At 39.0% G+C, this 18,630-nt stretch carries 22 protein-coding genes; 15 read left to right on the top strand and 7 right to left on the bottom strand.

The window, feature by feature from the left end; all coding sequences use genetic code 11:
- Positions 1-45: 45 nt before the first annotated feature.
- Positions 46-1,950 carry an endonuclease MutS2 gene (locus tag AC07YC_RS06975; protein WP_494918875.1) on the top strand — a complete coding sequence of 635 codons (1,905 nt, stop codon included), beginning with the start codon at positions 46-48 and terminating at the stop codon, positions 1,948-1,950.
- A 39-nt stretch (positions 1,951-1,989) separates the two neighbouring features.
- On the opposite strand, the gene AC07YC_RS06970 is transcribed toward AC07YC_RS06975, so the two are convergent.
- Positions 1,990-3,240: a helix-turn-helix domain-containing protein gene (locus AC07YC_RS06970; protein ID WP_494918874.1), complete on the bottom strand. Its 1,251-nt coding sequence runs from the start codon at positions 3,238-3,240 to the stop codon at positions 1,990-1,992.
- Between the two features lie 122 nt (positions 3,241-3,362).
- Between AC07YC_RS06970 and AC07YC_RS06965 the strand changes: the two genes are divergently transcribed.
- Positions 3,363-4,658: an MFS transporter gene (locus AC07YC_RS06965; RefSeq protein ID WP_336636461.1), complete on the top strand. Its 1,296-nt coding sequence runs from the start codon at positions 3,363-3,365 to the stop codon at positions 4,656-4,658.
- A 94-nt stretch (positions 4,659-4,752) separates the two neighbouring features.
- Here the strand turns inward: AC07YC_RS06965 and AC07YC_RS06960 are convergent, their stop codons facing one another.
- The 4 genes from AC07YC_RS06960 to AC07YC_RS06945 form a co-directional block, all read right to left on the bottom strand.
- Positions 4,753-5,469 carry a LutC/YkgG family protein gene (locus AC07YC_RS06960; protein ID WP_494918873.1) on the bottom strand — a complete coding sequence of 239 codons (717 nt, stop codon included), beginning with the start codon at positions 5,467-5,469 and terminating at the stop codon, positions 4,753-4,755.
- The gene (locus AC07YC_RS06955) at positions 5,466-6,896 is read right to left on the bottom strand and encodes a LutB/LldF family L-lactate oxidation iron-sulfur protein (RefSeq protein ID WP_494918872.1); all 1,431 of its coding nucleotides are present in this window, start codon (positions 6,894-6,896) and stop codon (positions 5,466-5,468) included. Before AC07YC_RS06955 ends, AC07YC_RS06960 begins: the two co-directional genes overlap by 4 nt.
- Before the next feature lie 15 nt (positions 6,897-6,911).
- Positions 6,912-7,628, bottom strand: coding sequence for a (Fe-S)-binding protein (locus tag AC07YC_RS06950; protein WP_336636458.1), 717 nt, complete (start codon positions 7,626-7,628; stop codon positions 6,912-6,914).
- A 141-nt stretch (positions 7,629-7,769) separates the two neighbouring features.
- On the bottom strand, positions 7,770-8,501 hold the full coding sequence (locus AC07YC_RS06945; RefSeq protein ID WP_036224965.1) for a FadR/GntR family transcriptional regulator: 732 nt from the start codon (positions 8,499-8,501) through the stop codon (positions 7,770-7,772).
- Positions 8,502-8,854: 353 nt separating this feature from the next.
- Here AC07YC_RS06945 and AC07YC_RS06940 point away from each other — a divergent pair, with 353 nt between their 5' ends.
- From AC07YC_RS06940 to AC07YC_RS06925, 4 genes are all read left to right on the top strand, one after another.
- The gene (locus AC07YC_RS06940) at positions 8,855-9,565 is read left to right on the top strand and encodes a cytochrome c biogenesis CcdA family protein (RefSeq protein ID WP_008175625.1); all 711 of its coding nucleotides are present in this window, start codon (positions 8,855-8,857) and stop codon (positions 9,563-9,565) included.
- A gap of 52 nt (positions 9,566-9,617) precedes the next feature.
- Positions 9,618-9,986 (top strand): response regulator, encoded by a 369-nt coding sequence (locus AC07YC_RS06935; RefSeq protein ID WP_025114988.1) that lies wholly within the window; start codon positions 9,618-9,620, stop codon positions 9,984-9,986.
- A 24-nt stretch (positions 9,987-10,010) separates the two neighbouring features.
- Entirely contained in the window at positions 10,011-10,505 is a 495-nt protein-coding gene (locus AC07YC_RS06930; protein ID WP_494918869.1) for a CcdC family protein, read from the top strand.
- A 134-nt stretch (positions 10,506-10,639) separates the two neighbouring features.
- Positions 10,640-11,164 carry a hypothetical protein gene (locus AC07YC_RS06925; RefSeq protein WP_494918868.1) on the top strand — a complete coding sequence of 175 codons (525 nt, stop codon included), beginning with the start codon at positions 10,640-10,642 and terminating at the stop codon, positions 11,162-11,164.
- Between the two features lie 77 nt (positions 11,165-11,241).
- Here AC07YC_RS06925 and AC07YC_RS06920 read toward each other — a convergent pair whose 3' ends face one another.
- Entirely contained in the window at positions 11,242-11,670 is a 429-nt protein-coding gene (locus tag AC07YC_RS06920; protein WP_054610044.1) for a DUF2621 domain-containing protein, read from the bottom strand.
- 121 nt (positions 11,671-11,791) lie between these two features.
- Between AC07YC_RS06920 and AC07YC_RS06915 the strand changes: the two genes are divergently transcribed.
- The 7 genes from AC07YC_RS06915 (at position 11,792) to AC07YC_RS06885 (ending at position 15,251) form a co-directional block, all read left to right on the top strand.
- Positions 11,792-12,007 carry a DUF1659 domain-containing protein gene (locus AC07YC_RS06915; protein ID WP_336636454.1) on the top strand — a complete coding sequence of 72 codons (216 nt, stop codon included), beginning with the start codon at positions 11,792-11,794 and terminating at the stop codon, positions 12,005-12,007.
- A 14-nt stretch (positions 12,008-12,021) separates the two neighbouring features.
- A complete protein-coding gene (locus AC07YC_RS06910; protein ID WP_336636453.1) occupies positions 12,022-12,246 on the top strand; it encodes a DUF2922 domain-containing protein in 225 nt (74 codons plus the stop codon).
- Between the two features lie 66 nt (positions 12,247-12,312).
- Entirely contained in the window at positions 12,313-12,435 is a 123-nt protein-coding gene (locus AC07YC_RS06905) for a YvrJ family protein (protein ID WP_083796479.1), read from the top strand.
- A gap of 104 nt (positions 12,436-12,539) precedes the next feature.
- On the top strand, positions 12,540-13,148 hold the full coding sequence (locus AC07YC_RS06900) for an SCO family protein (RefSeq protein WP_494918867.1): 609 nt from the start codon (positions 12,540-12,542) through the stop codon (positions 13,146-13,148).
- A gap of 109 nt (positions 13,149-13,257) precedes the next feature.
- Positions 13,258-13,770, top strand: a complete 513-nt coding sequence (locus AC07YC_RS06895; RefSeq protein WP_494918866.1) for an RNA polymerase sigma factor — start codon at positions 13,258-13,260, stop codon at positions 13,768-13,770.
- Positions 13,763-14,650, top strand: a complete 888-nt coding sequence (locus AC07YC_RS06890) for a hypothetical protein (RefSeq protein ID WP_494918865.1) — start codon at positions 13,763-13,765, stop codon at positions 14,648-14,650. Before AC07YC_RS06895 ends, AC07YC_RS06890 begins: the two co-directional genes overlap by 8 nt.
- A 61-nt stretch (positions 14,651-14,711) precedes the next feature.
- A complete protein-coding gene (locus AC07YC_RS06885) occupies positions 14,712-15,251 on the top strand; it encodes a DUF1572 family protein (protein ID WP_336636451.1) in 540 nt (179 codons plus the stop codon).
- 37 nt (positions 15,252-15,288) lie between these two features.
- On the opposite strand, the gene AC07YC_RS06880 is transcribed toward AC07YC_RS06885, so the two are convergent.
- On the bottom strand, positions 15,289-15,843 hold the full coding sequence (locus AC07YC_RS06880) for a delta-aminolevulinic acid dehydratase (RefSeq protein ID WP_494918864.1): 555 nt from the start codon (positions 15,841-15,843) through the stop codon (positions 15,289-15,291).
- 104 nt (positions 15,844-15,947) lie between these two features.
- On the opposite strand from AC07YC_RS06880, the gene AC07YC_RS06875 reads away from it, so the two are divergent.
- Complete coding sequence (locus tag AC07YC_RS06875) at positions 15,948-16,769, top strand: hypothetical protein (protein WP_494918863.1); 822 nt, start codon at positions 15,948-15,950, stop codon at positions 16,767-16,769.
- A 155-nt stretch (positions 16,770-16,924) separates the two neighbouring features.
- Entirely contained in the window at positions 16,925-18,604 is a 1,680-nt protein-coding gene (locus tag AC07YC_RS06870; protein WP_494918862.1) for a methyl-accepting chemotaxis protein, read from the top strand.
- Positions 18,605-18,630 lie beyond the last annotated feature (26 nt).

Below are 18,630 nucleotides of genomic sequence, written 5' to 3'. Positions count from 1 at the left end.
GGTATCTTCATGAATGATAAATATCAGAATGAGGAGCATATACAAATGAATTTTACTACGCTAGAGAAGTTACAATACCAAGAATTAAAAGATATCGTTAAATCCTATTGTGTAAGTGGATTGGGCAAACAATTATTAGATAAATTAATGCCAAGCTCAAACTTAGCAGTTGTAAAAACTCGCTTGAATGAAACAACTGAGGCAAGGGTAATCGTAGATGCGGAGGGTCATGTCCCATTTTTAGGCGTATCCAATATTGAGCATATCATGACCAAACTGGCAAAAGGGATGATTTTGGACCCCAGTGAGCTCATCAGCATGTCAGATTTTTTACGAGGCTGTCGTAACATTAAAAAATTCATGTTGGATAAGGAATTTTTTGCGCCAGTTCTTTCATCTTACGCGAATTCGATGGCTGAATTTAAAAGTGTAGAAGAAGAAATTAATTTTGCCATTAAAGCCAATCGCGTTGATTCAGCTGCTAGTCGAGAATTGAAGCGGATTCGTCATCATATCGAAACGACAGAGGAAAAAATAAAAGACCGCTTAACCAAATTTTTGAACAACAGTGCCAATAAAACGTATATACAAGAGTTTTTTATTAGTCAAAAGGATGAACGCTATACGATTCCAATTAAGTCTTCCTATAAAAATCATGTACAAGGGACGATAGTGGAAATCTCCTCAAAGGGTGCAACTGTTTTTATGGAGCCGAGTGTGGTCGCTAAATTAAATGGAGAATTAGCTACTTTAAAGGCTGAAGAGGCGGTTGAGGAGTATCAGATTTTAGCATCTTTATCAGGGCTTTTAATGGATCACCTTCACGCCCTCCATATTAATATGGAGTTGATTAGCCAATATGATATGGTTTTTGCTAAAGCAAAATTTAGTAAACAAATTGGCGGTATGGAGCCACGCCTCAATGATTATGGCTTCATCCAAGTAATTAATGGTAGACATCCTTTATTACCGGGAAATGCAGTGCCACTTCAATTTACGATTGGCAAAGATTATAGGAGTCTAATTATTACTGGACCAAACGCAGGCGGGAAAACAGTCGTGTTGAAAACAATTGGCTTATTAACATTGGCGACAATGTCTGGCTTTCATATCGTGGCAGATGAGGGCACTGAATTGGCTATATTCGATCAGATCTTTGTCGATATAGGTGACAATCAAAGTATGGAAAATGCGCTAAGTACGTTTTCCTCCCATATGAAAAATCTCTCCGACATTATGAGAGCATCCAATAACCATACACTATTATTATTTGATGAGATCGGCAGTGGTACTGAGCCGAATGAAGGTGCGGCACTGGCTATTGCGATTTTGGAAGAGTTCTATCAAATGGGCTGTATGACTGTAGCGACAACACATTACGGAGAAATTAAACGATTTTCAGAGATGCATCCAGACTTTATGAATGCGGCTATGCGATTTAATAGTGAAACATTAGAGCCCTTGTATCAGTTAATGATTGGTACGTCCGGAGAGAGTAATGCTCTTTGGATTTCTAAAAAAATGAATGTCCGTGCAGAGGTTTTGCAACGAGCGCAGGATTATATGGATAATAAGGATTATCAGCTCACTCGGGTGCAGGAAAGTAAAATTCGTAAGCCGAAAGTAGAGAAAGCTAGTAGGGCAGCAATCGTTGAATTTGCCAAGGGGGACCGTGTGAAATTATTGGATCATGATGATGTCGGGCTTGTTTATCAGGAGATGAATCAGTTTTATAATGTCACTGTGTACTATAAGGGACAAATGCTAGAGATTCATGTGAAACGACTTGCATTAGAGCTACAAGCAACCGAATTATACCCTGAAGGCTATGATCTTGAAACCTTATTTGTCGACTATCAAGAACGTAAGCTTCAGCATGACATTGAGCGTGGATCCAAAAAAGCATTGCGCAAAATTCATAAGCAAATCAAAGAAGATCAGCAAAAGTAAAAACAAGGGATTGCACGAAGCGGTGCAATCCCTTTCATATTAAGAAGTAGAATCAATCTGTGCCTTAATCGTCCTATAAATTTCTTCGATTTTGCGTTTATAAGGCAAATCAACTAAATCCAGTGAATCGTTGTATGCCATTTTCGCAATATCATAGGCGGTTGTCAGTTCCCCGAAATGTGCATAGCAAAGAGCCTTATAGGAAAAGCATTCATTTAAGCCTAAAATATCATATGGATGGACGACGAAAATGGGTGATGCTTGGAAATGCTCAAATGCAGCCCTTGCCTCCTCATAACGACCGAGTAAATATAAGGACTTCCCTTTTTCCGCATAATAATAGTTTGAATCCAAAATTTCTAAATCCTCATGCTTGAGCTCATTAAAGCTCTCAATTTCTATTAACGCCTGCTCATAATTAAACATGTAATTATTATAATAATGTGCCCGTAAAATATAGATAAAAGCATCCACTAGTGCGCGTTCGGCAAATGCCCGATATTGCTCCAGCTTCATAAACATATGCTCAGCTTGTTCAAAGTCATGGTCAATCATGGCGCAATAGGCACCAATACGATACATATCATCAATTTGATAAAACAGTTGGTTTTTATGAGCATTCGCAATGGTTTCGTTGATTAATTTTTTCCCTTCTTCATGTTCTCCGATGGCGAGCTGTAAAATGCTTGTATAATAAGCCATTAATAAAGCATCACGAGAATCAAGCTGATAATCCTCTTGTTCAATCATTTCTTGCGCCTGTAAAATACAGGCATAGGCCAAGTCATATTGACGTTTTTCCGCCAATATGTTCATTTGCAGGATAAATGTTTTGAACCAATGGCTAAGTAAATTTATTTCCTTAAAGATAGTGCGGGCTTGCAGGAGGGATGTTTCCCATGAAGCTAATCCCACTTCATACTGTGTGACAGCATATATATACAATAAACGGCCTGCTTCGTAGCTATCCGGAAGCCCCTCTACTGATGGTTTTATCAAATCAACGATTTCTTGATGACGAACGATATCTCCCCATTTTACCTCTGCAAATAAAATTTCAACCTGCTCTAAAAGTGAACGAATGGATGAAGGTGTTACTTCTTCGAGTAATTCACTAGCCTTGACACCTAACCGTTCAGCAATATAGTCAAGGCTTTCCATAGAGGGCTTGGCCTTTTCATTTTCTATTTGACTTAGCATTCCTTTTGTTAGACGATCACCGGCAAGCGCCTCTAATGTTAATTTTTGTTCTTTCCTTAATTTACGAATTCGTGCGCCTAGAGAGTTCACTGCCTCGCCTCCTTTTGTTTAATTATATTAAACTTTTTCTTGCGTGAAAAGGGGGAGCTATGGTATATTTTGTTTAATCAAATTAAACTTTTTAATTTAGTTAAAAAAGGAGGGGTTTTGAGATGAATGAAACGGAAAAATTAAAAAAGGCGACCTATCATCTATGGACATTTACAGCGAGTAAAATGATTGCCATGCTAGGGGCAAATGTCATGGCGTTTGGTTTTAGCTTGTATATATTAGCCATGACAGGGTCTGCCATGAGCTTTGCGACCAATATGATTTGTTCTGTGTTACCTCGTGCTCTCGTAGCACCATTGGCTGGTTATGTAGCGGATAATTTTTCAAAAAAACGAACAATTTTATTAGCACAGGCAGGAACTATTTTGACCGTAGGGGGATTACTAATTTATACAGAAACGGTAGGGATGTCTGTTTATGCTATTTACATAGCTACTGTTTTTAATACGATATGTTCCGCATTTTCAGGGGTTACGTTTTCATCTGCAATTGCTACACTTGTTAATCCAGAACGTTTACAGCGCGCCATGTCATTTAATCAATTATCGATGTCGGTGGCTGCCATTGGGGGACCTGTCATTGGCGGTATGATGTATGGTTTCTTCAATATGGACGTATTTTTAATGGTAAATATCGGGGCGTATATCATAGCGTTTTGCTTAGAGGCAACAATGGATTTTAAACTCTATAGTACAAGAGGAGAAGATGTAAAGAAGGAGAAGGTGTGGGAGGGGCTAAAAGGCGGCTTCTATTATATAAAACAGCGTAAAGTCATAAAAACAATCATGTGGGTGGCATTATGGATTAATCTATTCTTTTCCGCTATTGCTGTTGGTGGAACATTTATTATCATTGAATTGCTAAAAGTAGAATCAACGCATTTTGGTTTTATTCAGGCATCAGGTGCAGCGGGTATGCTTATTGCTTCCCTTTATTTTGCGACAAGACCAGAAGTCAAAGCGCCATTACGTTTCTCAAAAATAAGCTTATTGCTGTTGGCAGGTAGTCTTGCCTTAGCCGTCATTCCTTTAGTTACGAATTTTTCCTATATCGCAATTGTTAGTTTTTATTTAATCATTTACTTTATTTTCGCCATTTTCGAAATGGGTATTAATATGCCAATAGGGGTCTATATGCAAAAAACCATCTCGGAAGAATTCCGCGGACGCGTTTTCGGACTGATGGAAACAATGGCAATGTCCATGATGCCTATTGGTATGGTTGTGTATGGGGTATTATACGATGCTATACCAGCCACGATTATATTGCCTGTTACAAGCGCCATTATTATTATCATTTCACTGGTGATGCTACGTACTTCTATCTTAAAAGAAGCACATCCGGAGTATTATGAAAAAGAAGACATCACCAAAAGTGTGCCTCACTCCACAACATAAATGCGTGCTTATGACTGTAGACAAAAGCTATCGTGACGTCACGATAGCTTTTGCTGTTTTCTTTTTATAAGAGTACTGCAACCTCCAGAAGAGCTTAGCGATCCTCGATGACGATATAGGTGGCTTGAACGGGGCCATGTACACCAACGATTAAGATCATTTCGATATCTGCCGAGTTACTAGGACCTGTAATGAAGTTAATACAAGAAGGAATTTTTTCTCCATTTTTGATTTTTTCACGAATCCACTGTGCAGCTTGTGTCATTCGTGGAACAATTGTACTTTTCGGGATTAAAATGATGGATTTTTTAGGTAAGAAGCTAATACTTCTTCCTTGATTTTTACTGCTAAAAAGGACAGCCGTTCCTGACTCAGCTAGCGTCACCTCGCTAATGGTCAAACCGATATTTGCTTTTTCAGCCTGTTGAATATTTTCCTCTGGTTGCTGTGAATTCCATTCATAACGTTGAATATTAGACTGTGGCCATGTTTCTGTCATTAACTTAGATAGTCCGTAATCTTGAAATCGTTCATCCTTAGAAGTAATGACGGATTGCCCGCCATAATGGTCCACCACAGATTGTAGATCTTGAGAAAGCTTCGTACAATTAGAAAGGACGATATTCGCATGAATATTGGCGCATTGTTTCGTGAAAATCTCTAGTAATTCGTCTTTTGTAGCATCTTTTAATATACGGTTTTGTGGTTGATATTGCCAAGTGGGGCGTGGAAGCGTTGTAATAGGTGAACGCCCTAATTGCTGTGCAATGTTTGCTAAAAAATTCTCTCGATGCTGAATGGTATCAGTCATGATTCCTCATCTCCTTTTGTGCGGTGCTTCATCCAATCTCGGAAACTGTTTTTATTCGGTGCAGGGAAATCCCGTGCTTCAGTCCATGCTTTTAAAGGACCTGGACCTTTAGTAATCGTATGGTCTTTCGTAAATGGAGACATTGCCGGAGCGACCATTTTTGTAGCCATTTTATACAAAGTAGGGGAAGAAGCCCCTAAGCCAAATGCCTTCATTACTAGCTTTTCGGAAACGGGTGCTTTGCCTTCATTTTCAACAATGACCTGACGATGTCTATGGATAAGCTGATGTAATGGAATTTTTACAGGGCAAGCATCCGTACAGGCACCACATAGCGTTGAGGCATAGGGGAGCTCTTTAAAATCATCATAGCCTCCTAATAACGGAGAGAGCACCACACCGACAGGGCCCGAATAAATAGAGCCATACGTATGCCCACCGACATGACGATAAACAGGGCAAACATTGACACACGCGGCACAGCGAATGCATTGTAAGATAGGCTGAAATTCCCCGCCAAGAATGGCAGAGCGACCATTATCCACTATGACTAAATGGAATTCCTCAGGTCCATCTGAATCACCATCGTCTTTAATTCCTGTAAGCATAGTAATATAGCTTGTCAGCTTTTGACCTACAGCACTACGTGTTAATAAGCTAACAAGAACTTCCATTTCTTCAAAGGTAGGAACAATTCTTTCCATTCCCATAACAGTGACTTGAGTTTTTGGTAGAGCCGTAACTAAATCAGCATTACCTTCATTGGTGACTAGAGTAATCGATCCACTTTCAGCAATGGCAAAATTACAGCCTGTTATACCAATATCGGCAGTTAAATATTCATCGCGTAGTTTTTCACGCACATAAAGAGCAAGCTCCTCCGGCTTTTCCGATTGAGTGTAGCCTTGTTTTTCTTTAAACACATCTCGAATTTGCTCTTTGTTTTTATGCAGAGCAGGAGCCACTATATGGGATGGGGGCTCGTGATCTGCAACCTGCAAAATGTATTCACCTAAGTCTGTTTCTATCACTTCACAGCCTAATTCCTCTAAAGCAGCATTCAGGTTAATTTCCTCGGTCACCATCGATTTTGATTTAACAATTTTAGCGGCATTTTTCTTTTTTGCAATACCTTGAATATAGGCTGTCGCTTCCTGTGCAGTTTGAGCAAAGAAAACATGGCCACCTCTTTTGGCAATATTTTCACTTAATTGGTATAGATAATAATCTAGGTTTTCTAAAACATGTTTACGTATTTCCTCTCCATGTGAACGCCATTCTTCCCAATCTCCAAGTTCCAGAGTTTGCTGTAGACGACGAGTTTGAAAGCGCTCCTGAGCACTAGAAACAGCACTACGCATAAATGGATTGTCAAGCTCTTTTGTGACACGGTCCGAAAAGCGATCATTACTAGTTTTCATGGCCATTAATGTTTCCCCCTCTTATCGGCAATTTAAGACCTCTGCAATATGCATCACTTTAATCCGTTTACCTTGGCGATGAATACGACCACCAATATTAATTAAACAGCCAGCATCTGCACCAATTAAATAATCCGCCCCTGTTTCCTCTACATGGTGGACCTTTTCATGAACCATTTCGCCAGAAATATTGCCCATTTTAACAGAGAATGTGCCACCAAACCCGCAGCACCTATCTTTTCCTTGAAGCTCCACATACTGTAAACCATCGACGTTTTGTAATAACTTCAATGGTGCCTCAGTCACACCGAGGAGGCGAGTCATATGGCAGGAAGTATGGTAAGTAGCTTTGCCCTCTAAATGTGCTCCAACATCCTCTATCTTTAATACGTTGACAATAAATTCAGTAAACTCATATGTTTTGGCTGCCAATGCCTTTGCTTTTGATTCCCATAGAGGATCCCCTTTAAAAACCTCTGGATATTCCTTAAACATATAAGCACAAGAACCAGAGGGGGAGACGACGTATTCGGCATGCTCGAAGGCAGTGATCATTCTTTTCATCGCCTTTTTCGATTCTTTCACATAACCACTATTATAAGCAGGCTGTCCACAGCAAATTTGTGCCTCAGGAAAATCAATTTCACAGCCAAGTCTTTCTAATACTTCCACTACGGCTTTCCCTACATCTCCCTGAAACAAATCCACAAGGCAAGTAGCAAAGAGAGTTACTTTCATATGCATCGCTCCTTTTTATAAACAACAGGTCATCAGATGACTTACACTATTAGTATCATACTACAAATTTTTCTAAGAAAGAAGATGTTTTGATGGAATTTTCAGAAAAAATAAAACAACCTAGTCGAGAGCTAGGCTGTTTTAAAGTGGATGAGAGTCGGTTGTTTCATAATACTGCAATAGAACCTTTTCAACATTGCTTAAATGAAGGGTCATCGCCTGCTTAGCTGATTCTTCATTTTGCTGCTGAATCGCAAGGAAGATTTTCATATGTTCCTCATATAGTTGCTCGCTCGTTGTTTTTTTAGAGTACAACCAAATGCGGCGTGTTTCTTTCATCGTGTCAATCATCAGGCCAGAAATTTGATCTAGAATCGTAGCAAGTAGGGGATTTTGGGAGGCAGTCGCAATCGCCACATGAAATTGATAATCCACCTTTTCACCAAGCTCACCATCTCCATGGGCTTGCTTCATGTCCTCTAAAATTTGAACCATTGCTTGAATATCCTGTTCCGTACGGTTGATGGCGGCACTTGCGGCTGCGCCTACTTCAATGATCTTGCGCACCTCTAATAAACGGGCAATATCAAGTTTATTCGATAACATGGCTGTAGATAATGGAAAATCCAGTCGATTTGGAGGCACACTTTTGACAAAAGTCCCAGAGCCTTGTTTGATTTCAATCAATCCCATTGCCTTTAAAGCAGACAGCGCCTCTCGCACAGCAGAACGGCTAACTTGTAATTGTTCAGCAAGCTGTTCCACCGAGTCCAGTCGATCACCAGGCTTTAAAACACCCGCTCTTATTTTCTCATGCAAAATTTCGGACACTTCTTCATAGATTTTTTTAGGTTTAATTTTTCTTAATTCCAAGGAGCTACACCTCTTTTTTTCAATCAAATGAGAGTTTGTTATGAATAGTATACATGAAGATTAGTGAATCACTCACTAATTAACCATATATCGTGTTTAAAAGTGAGTGCAAAGCTCATTTTAAATGAGATTAGCCAGCTTATTTGATAGTGTAGAATAATGGCGAATTTTGTTGACAGAAAATCAACAGGGGCGCATAATGCAGAAGTAGCTTATTAAGTGTTCTACATGGATGAGAGGGACTTTTCAGAAATCTCATCATTTTGCCATGAAACGTTCACAATCAGGAAGGGCGCAATTTATCATGTTTTTTGGTACGATGGATGCAGTAACTGTAAGGAGCGATCGAAAATATGGGATCAGATATTAACGTATTTTTAGCTTTTGGTGCAGGGTTTTTAAGTTTTATTTCACCATGTACCCTCCCATTGTATCCAGCATTTTTATCGTACATAACGGGTATGACATTAGATGAGCTAAAATCAGAAAAAGGGATGCTACAAAAGCGTGCCATTTTCCACACACTATTCTTTTTACTAGGATTTTCAATTATTTTTATCATAATTGGACTAAGTGCCTCATATGCGGCAGAGTTTTTCCTGAACTATCAAACTTTACTACGTCAGGTTGGTGCCATTTTAATCGTAGTATTTGGTTTAATGATTGTAGGATTACTACAAATTGATTTCCTCATGAAGGATCGAAAGTTTCAATTTAAAAATCGACCATCTGGCTATTTGGGATCCGTTTTAATTGGTATTGCCTTTGCGGCAGGATGGACACCATGTACAGGACCAATTTTAGCTTCTATTATAATGTTGGCTAGTACAAACCCAGGAGCGGGCTTTAGCTATATGTTCGCCTATTATTTAGGGTTCGCGATTCCATTCTTTGTGTTATCATTCTTTATTTCACGTATGACATGGATTCGCACACACAGCCAAAAAATCGTGAAAATCGGTGGTTATATAATGATTGCCGTGGGTATTTTGTTATTCTTTGATGGATTAACGTATATTACTCGTATATTACAGCCTATTTTCGGTGGATTTACAGGCTTTTAATTTGATACACTAAAGAGGCATACCGTACTTTAACGTGGAGGGAGATGAACATGTGCCTACAGTTTTAGTAGTGGATGATACGCTATTTATGCGTGTTGCAATCAGTAATATGTTTTCAGAATGGGGTTACGAGGTAGTAGGTAAGGCAGCAAATGGTAAAGAAGCTGTGGCTATGTATCGAGAGTTACAACCAGATTTAGTAACAATGGATGTAACGATGCCCGTTATGACTGGTATTGCGGCAGTAAAAAAAATTATCCCAGAGTTTCCAAATGCAAAAATAATTATGGTAACAGCACTAGGCCAGCAAAAGTTAATTGTAGAAGCGATTGAAAGTGGGGCAAAAGATTTTATTACTAAGCCCTTTGAGCCAGAAAGATTAAGAGCCGTCGCTGACCAATTACTTGGACAAAATTGTTAATTTGACATTAGAGGAGGATCTTTTATGTTAAGCAATATCCCTTCTCACTATTATGTTATTGGGTCAACCATTATGGCCATTCTTATGGGTAGCTTTGTCATGGTCATACGTATGAGAGCTTCCAAAATGCCAACAAATGAGAAGAAAATTATTATTCCGCCAATCGCGATGTCTTCTGGTGCGCTCATGTTTTTATTTGAACAATTCCGAGTACCACCCATGCAAATATTAGAAGCAACCGCTGTAGGAATGGTGTTCTCGACCATTTTAATTGCCACTTCCAAATTCGAAGTGAAGGGTCGAGATATTTATTTAAAACGTTCAAAAGCATTCGTTTTTATATTATTTGGTTTATTAATATTCCGAGTAGTGGCTAAAATAATTTTAAGCAACTCCATCGATGTCGGCGAATTAGCAGGCATGTTCTGGATCCTAGCCTTCGCCATGTTACTACCTTGGCGAATCGCCATGCTACTCCAGTTTAAAAAAATCAAAAAAACGATTCCCCAACTGCACTAGTGCTCAAACTAGTGTAGTTTTTTTATGCCCTTGAGTTGAGAGGTGGGGGGATTGGAGGTGGATGCAGCTAAAAACGAGGCTGGTGCGGCAGAGGTGGTGGATAAAACGAGCGAAGTGCCGGATAGAATTGCAAAGTGACGGATAGGATCGCGAGAGTGACGGATAGAACCGCGAGAGTGGTGGATAGAGCCAGCAAAGTGACGGATAGAATCGCGAGAGTGACGGATAGAACCAGCAAAGTAACGGATAGAGCATCAAAAGAGGCAGCCACAGCAAAAGCGGTGGATAAAACGAGCGAAGTGACGGATAGAACCGCGAAAGTGACGGATAGAGCCAGCAAAGTGACGGATAACATTGCAAAAGTGACGGATAGAACCAGCAAAGTGACGGATAGAATCGCGAAAGTGACGGATAGAACCGCGAGAGTGACGGATAGAGCCAGCAAAGTGACGGATAGAATCGCGAAAGTGACGGATAGAGCCAGCAAAGTGACGGATAGAATTGCAAAAGTGACGGATAGAACCAGCAAAGTGACGGATAGAACCGCAAAAGTGACGGATAGAACCAGCAAAGTAACGGATAGAACCGCAAAAGTGACGGGTAGAACAGCAAAAGTGCCGAATAAAACCGCAAATAAGGATGCACCGTTAAAAAAGTAACAGAGAAAACGAAGGAACAACAACCGCGTTCAACCCCAAAAAAACGCTGCACAAGCGTATGTGCAGCGTAGCTTTCTTTATTCAAATAAATGTTCGTAGGGGGCGATGTCAATGTGCATTTGCTCTAATTTTTTGCGTAAAAATTTGTGATCGCGTTTCGGTGTTGCTTGGATGTAGCCGCGAATGATGAGGTCATTATTAATAGCAGGTGCTTTTTCCTCTAAAGCGAGCTCGCCAATTTTCCCTGCAATTTTCTCCTTTGCTACTTGTCTAAAGAGCTCTGGGACAGGGCTTACAAGCTCATAGAGTAACTCTTTTTCAGCTTGTCCCCATAAATGGATTGTTTTATCTAAATAAAATTCCTGCCAATCTAAATCAGACTTTCCATCCTGCTTTGGGAGTGCTTTTAAAAACTTGCGGAACATGAAAAAGCCGCCAATTGCCATCAATGAAATGAGGACAACTACCCAAAATAAAATAAACCATAAAAACCAACCTTGTAACAAATCGTTCACCTCTTTGCCTTCTCTGATTCTATTATAAAAGCTTCCGCAAGAAAATTCATCCTATAATGTCCCTTTTTTAGCAATTCGTCTTTATATAGTGTTTGAAGGGAGGTGAGGATGGATGGCGAATGTGAATTTTTTACATGCTACCCTAAGACTTAAATATGTGGAAGGCTACAATGATCAAAACGAGCCCACATACATTACTAAATCGTATCGAAATCTCGCTAAGACACATAATGTGGACGATTTAGTAGCTGTCGCGCATGCGATGGCCAGTCTTTCATCACAAGCCATGGTTAGTATTGAAAAGCAAGAAACTAGCGAATTATCTTAAGGGGGGATCAGAAGATGGCACAAGTTTTAGAGTTACAATTTGTGACAGCGGATGGTAAAGCATCTACGCTGACGATTGATGCACCGAAGCCTGCTATTACCGCAGCAGACATTCAAAAGGTCATGCAAACTATAGTGACTAAAAATGTATTTTCTGGACAAGCTGGCGCCTTAGCAGCTATTAAAGGCGCTCGTATTGTAGAACGAAAAGTAATAGAATTCGATGTAGCAACAGAATAAGGCAAAAATGGTCTTTGCTAAGAAAAATGCAAAGGCCATTTTTACCTAAGCGAAGGGGGCATAACGATGGAACAGTGGTTAAGCATGATTTCAGATATCGGTTTCCCGATAATAGTGTCCTTTTATTTATTACACCGTGTCGAGGTAAAGCTAGATGCGATTCATGAGGCACTTGTTTCCTTAAAATGAAATTAATTTCACAAATATGTACGAAAGCTGTCACCTAGAAGTTCTTGTCAACGCTTACTGCCTAAGTTAGGATGAGGGTAGTGTAGGTTAGGGAGAGTGTTAACATGAAACATAAACTAATTGGGCTAGTCTTACTTTTAGCCTGTGCGACTGTTCTAGGTGCCTGTGGGAATTCCAAATTTAAAGCAGATTATAGTTTGGAAATACCTGATTTTGAACATGTCAATCAACGTGGAGAGACGGTTTCACTTGAAAGTTTAAAAGGCAAGCCATGGATTGGTATGTATATTTTCACGAATTGTGTATCGATTTGCCCACCAATGTCCTTGAATATGGCACAGGTCCAAGAAAAGCTACAGAAAAAAGGAGTAGATGATTATAATATCGTCGCCTTTTCCGTAGATCCAGATGTTGATACGCCAGAAGTATTAGCCAACTATATTAGTAAATATAATGTGCCAGATGATTCAAAATGGAATCTTCTTACAGGGTATTCACAAAAATATATCGAACAGTTTGCGGTTAAAAATACGAAAATTTTAGTGAAAAACGATCCTAATAGTGATCAAGTTATCCATGGTAATCAATTTTTCCTAGTCGATAAAGATGGAACAATCGTTAAAATGTATAATGGCTTTGCTGAAAAGATTGAAGATGTACCAATTGATACAATAGCTTCTGATATTGAAACCTATATTGATGAAAATTTATAATTAGCAACCGTCTCGAATTTTTGAGACGGTTTTTTTATGTCCTTTAAATCTGGAAAAATAATCTTTTTCTGGTTGGGAATCGTTTATAGTGTAGAAGGAGGGAATGTATATGTCTGATATAGAAAAATTGGAGCAGCTGATGGTTATACATACGGAGAGTTTGTTTCGTATTGCTTATTACTATACGAAGGATTTACAAATAGCAGAGGATATTGTGCAGGATGTTTTTATTAAATTTTATCATCAAAAACATTATGAGGAACGAGGAGAGATGAAGGCATACCTTGCCCGCATGACGATCAATAAATGCAAGGATTATTTAAAAAGCTGGGCATATCGAAAAATTAAACTACAACATAAATTTTTAAAGCAAAAATTTAATTTTGAGGATTCACTTATTCTTCAAGATGAACATGCTTTATTAGATGAGGCTATTTTGCGCTTACCCATCAAGCCGCGAGAAGCGATAGTGTATTACTACTTGGAAGAAATGACGATTAAAGAAATTGCTGAACTACTGACCATTCCTGAGGGTACGGTAAAATCTCGTTTGAAGAAGGGGAAGGAGCTATTAAAAGTTGATTTACAACATATAGAATGGGAGGTACTTTACCATGGATAAACATACAATGCAGGTGTTACAGGATGTCACAGCACATAAAGAGGTGATTATTCAAAAGGTTCGTCAACAAGTTCAGCAAGAGTCGTATCCATCCAAGTCTAAATGGACATACCGTGCATTTACCGTTATGATCACATGTTCTATCTTATTTTTCATTGCTTGGCAAGCAACGCAGCCAATGGATCAGGTGACGACAGAGGTGAAGGATGAAGGAAAGAAACTTCTATTCACAGATTTATTTCATACAGAAGTGGAAGGAAAAGATACAGCGTTCAGTCAGTTTTTTCCGATATCATTGTATTTAAGTCAGGCAAAAAATATTAAATATTATGCACCACTTCAAGGCTTCGAGGCTATGCAATCAGTAGCTAATTTGTTGGGAAATGCTGTCCATCTCACTGATTCTGAAAATCTGCCATTTAAACCGAACATTCAGGAAGTATATGCGGTAACATCAAAAATGGATGATGGTAGTCAGCAAACGCAATTCCAATTTAGTTTTAAAGAAAAATCTTACACCGGCGTGGATCTACAATATATTAATTTTACGGTGACAAATGTCGATCGAAATCCCTTAGCAGACTATGTAAAGTCTCAAAATATTGAAGATACTGTGGGCATTAAGGTCTCAAATGTAGCAATAAATTTTATGAATCCTGTGTTATTTCGGGAGATGACACCTAATCAAGGTTTTCCTTATATTTACTATAATTACGACGCAACTGATAAGAGAATATATCAAATGACTACAAGGGCCAACGAATATTATTCATACTACAACGGCTATGTCTATCATATTGGTTACCAACTAAATGGAGATTCACAAGAAATACAGGAAAAAATGGATATCATTGTAAAAGAATTTATTCTTGGAAATTAGCTAGTAAACAATTAGATATTTTCCATTTATAATAATAAAAAAGAGGGGATGGGGTGCGCTTATGACGATTGCGCAAACATATTTACAGGTCGTCCAAAAAAGGTTTAACAATGTGAAAGAGCTAGGGGATGGGGCACTGGCCCAGCTAGAAGGGGCTGAGTTGCACTGGGCATATAATGAAGAATCCAATAGTGTCGCGGTCATTGTTAAACATGTTAGTGGTAATATGATTTCGCGCTGGACTGATTTTTTAACGACAGATGGGGAGAAAACTACACGAAATCGGGATGATGAGTTTATCAATAGTCTGTCTACAAAAGAATCCATTCTCGCAGTCTGGGAAGAGGGCTGGCAAGTATTTTTAGTTGCTTTGGCGGGTATTACAGAATCCGATTTGCAGGGGCATGTTACCATCAGAGGGGAAAAGCTAGCGGTAATTGATGCGATAGAAAGGCAAATGGCTCATTATTCTCAGCATATTGGTCAAATGATTTATATCGCGAAGCAAGTTAAGGGATCTGACTGGCAAACGTTAAGTATAGCGAGAGGGCAGTCACAAGCGTTTAATAAGGCCATGCTTGAAAACAGCCATGAAAAATAAGAGAAATCGTAGCAATTAGTAGTTGCTACGATCTTTTTTATGACAAATAAAGCTTGTACATTGCAGTCTCCGAATCAATGGCTTGAGCTAGTTCAAATGCTTCCTGCTGATTTTTATGATGAGAGATGATCTCATAGAAAAAGCGAATTAGAAACATAAGATTGGCGTTACCATCGATATAGTCATCTGGTGCTAAATAGGAGTGGCAGCCACTTTGCAAAAATGCTGTTGCGAGCTGTTCGCACCCTAATGAACAGCCTGCTGCAATCACCTTTACACCTTGAAGACGGCTATAAGTTTGTACCTCCAATGGACCAAAGTATATACTCTTTGGTTCATTAACCTCATAAACATCCTCCCCTAGCTCAGGAAGACAAAACCGTCCTTCATCGCCGTGAAAGTTCAAAATTAGATAATCCATCTTGCCATGAAGATCAACGCCTGATAAGACATCAATCAAATCATTGGGTCTACCAATTAAATGAAAGGTTACTCTTGCACCAAAGGATTCAAGTGCAGCTCGGATGGCCATTGATTCGAAATCACAATCAGGTCCTACTACTACATTAACGTATAATTCTGGCTTGCTCATTTGCCGTTCCACCTCCATCCTTTAGTATAGATGAAACTTATTGGATGGGTAAACCGTATATTACAATAATTACTATATATGTAAAAGTTAAAGGAGTTTTAGCTATGAAACGGGTTGGACATTTACTTACATTACTACTGGGCATGACGCTTAGCCTCATTACCCTCTTACTGTTTTTGGACAATGAGAGGCAAAGAGACGAACTAGTAACTTTTCCTTATAGTCAATTTCAACCTATCCAACAGGCATGGTATATGTCTGGAAGTGATGGCAAGGAGCAATATTTATATCCATTAAAGCAAATGTTCTACCTTAACCGTTATGAGGTAAAAGATACAGAACACCTTCAACAAGCTTTACGGACTAAAAAAGTCCCTATCAGTCGACCCGCCCAACCTCCCCCAACAAATGATTTATATATACGTTTTGATAATGGAAAGGAAATGGCCGTCAAGGTAATGGTGGAGGATGAACAATTATTTCTCATGGATCAAAAAACGATGCAGTATTATCAACTACCAACAGCTGAAGTGGTAGATTATTTTCTTTGGTTGAATGAAGAAAGCCGAATGCCGTTGCTATTATTTATTATTTATACCGTTTTATTTTTTAGTTTAGCTTGTATACTTGCAAAGAAATTAATAGGAGGTACATCGAAAACTACGCCGACAAAATTAATTAAACAGAAAGGAAAACGACTTACTGCTGAATTTCTTCTTCCTATCATGCTGCCATTAATCATCACCATTTCGATGCAAATATATGGGACACAGCATAGCTTATTATTATTAAGTGTCATAATGCTCACTTCAGGTATTCGAGAATATGTTGAAAAAAGAGAGCTTTTCATGAAAATGGTACTGCTTTTCCTGCTCTTTTCATTTTATCTCCATGGCTTTCAATGGATTATTTCCTATTTTAACTAGCGAAATAGTGGATATTATTGTCAATAGTTTTCAGGTGGAGTTTGCATTATTGTTAAATTTTAGCGATGTTTTGTGAGGAAAGGTACATATTTTATAGGATAATAGATTTAGGTAGGATATACTCAATGTGATTACAGTAGAATTGAGGGAATCATATGAGATTAACTGTGGAACGTAAATTACAAATGGCTTTTGGTATAGTGCTAGCCTTCTTATTAATGATTACAGCCATTGCGATGTATTTCTTAACGAATAATAATAAGACACTAGCTGAAATTGAAGACAATACGGAATTAATCCATTTATATCAAGATATTTCGTTCCAAACTGTGCGTGCAAATGCAGCTATTCGAGGGTATATATTATATGGTAAGGAAGAAATGTTGAACAATCATCATGAAATTCGCAATACCTTACATACATCCATTAATCGCCTCCAAGAAATCAGTGCTCACAATCAAGATTTTGAGCAATTTTTACAACAGCTTGATGATTGGGAAAAGGCGATAGATGGACAGATTATTCCGCTTTATAAGCGTGGCGAAACAGAACAGGCTCAGCAAGTAGCCTTGCCGATTTTAGGGGATGGCTCTTTGAAGCTTGTAGTCTTTGGTAAGACAATGGCAACTGCACAACAGGAAGACATGCTAGCACATATTGAGGCGACTAAGGAAAAAGGGGAAAGAAGTGGTATTGAAATAATGATATTGGCGGCAATTTCTCTCCTTATTAGCATCATTATTGCTACTGTATTTGGTAGAAGAGTTGCTAAAAACATTCAGCTAACAGTCAGAGAAATGGATACATTCTCAGAGGGGAATTTACACGCTCGTCTACAATTCAAAACAAAGGACGAATTTGCACATCTAGCCGAGTCATTCAATAGCATGTCAGAAAAACTTCGTCAGATGATGAAGCAAGTAGGAGATTCCTCTGAGCAAGTAGCCGCTACCTCTGAGCAGCTAACGGCTAGTAGCTTGGAGGTTACACAGGCAACGGAAGTCGTCACTGAATCAATTCAGGATATTGCACAAGGAATTGATGAGCAGGATACGTTAACAGGCGATGTACGAAATTTATCGGCCCATATTTTGAAGAAAATGAATGATATTTCCACGAGCATTCAAAACGTTAATGATGCCACCGTCGACACGAAAAATATGGCGAGTTTAGGTCGTTCTTCTGTCCATGATGCCACGGTACAGATGGATGAAATTTCAGCCAACACGAGTGAATTAAATACGCGCGTCCAAGATTTAGATGATAATTCAGCAGCCATAGTAGCAGCTGTGAATGTCATTAAAAGTATTGCGACACAGACCAATTTGCTTGCTATCAATGCCTCCATCGAAGCTGCCCGAAGCGGTGAGCATGGGAAAGGGTTTGCCGTTGTTGCTGAGGAAGTGCGTAAACTAGCAGATGAGTCGAATCTTGCAGCAGTGGAAATTGAAAAAGTAGTAGCACAAATTACTGATAGTACAAGAATAATTGAAGAAGATATGGTCAATAGCAATGATTCGGTCCATGTAGGTCGTGATAAGGTCAATGTGGCAAGAGATAATTTTATACAAATTGATGATGCCATTACGGATGTACAAGCACAAACGGAATTAGTTACTGCAGCCATTCGTACTATCCATCAAGATATTGAAAAGCTGGTCCAAGAGATTGATTACATAGGCGAAGTTTCTATGAAATCAAGCCGTCATGTGCAAAGCGTTGCCGCTTCTTCGGAAGAGCAAAATGCGGCGATGGAGGAAGTAGCGGCAGCTTCCACCCATTTAGCGAAAATGGCGATTGATCTACAGGAATCGATACAAACATTTAAATATTAAGCTCATGATAAAGGAGGTGTCTAATG

This window comes from Lysinibacillus sp. GW247-5R2A, assembly GCF_059424475.1.
The sequence above is the reverse complement of the archived record's forward strand: the minus strand, read 5'-3'. Positions and strand labels throughout refer to the sequence as shown.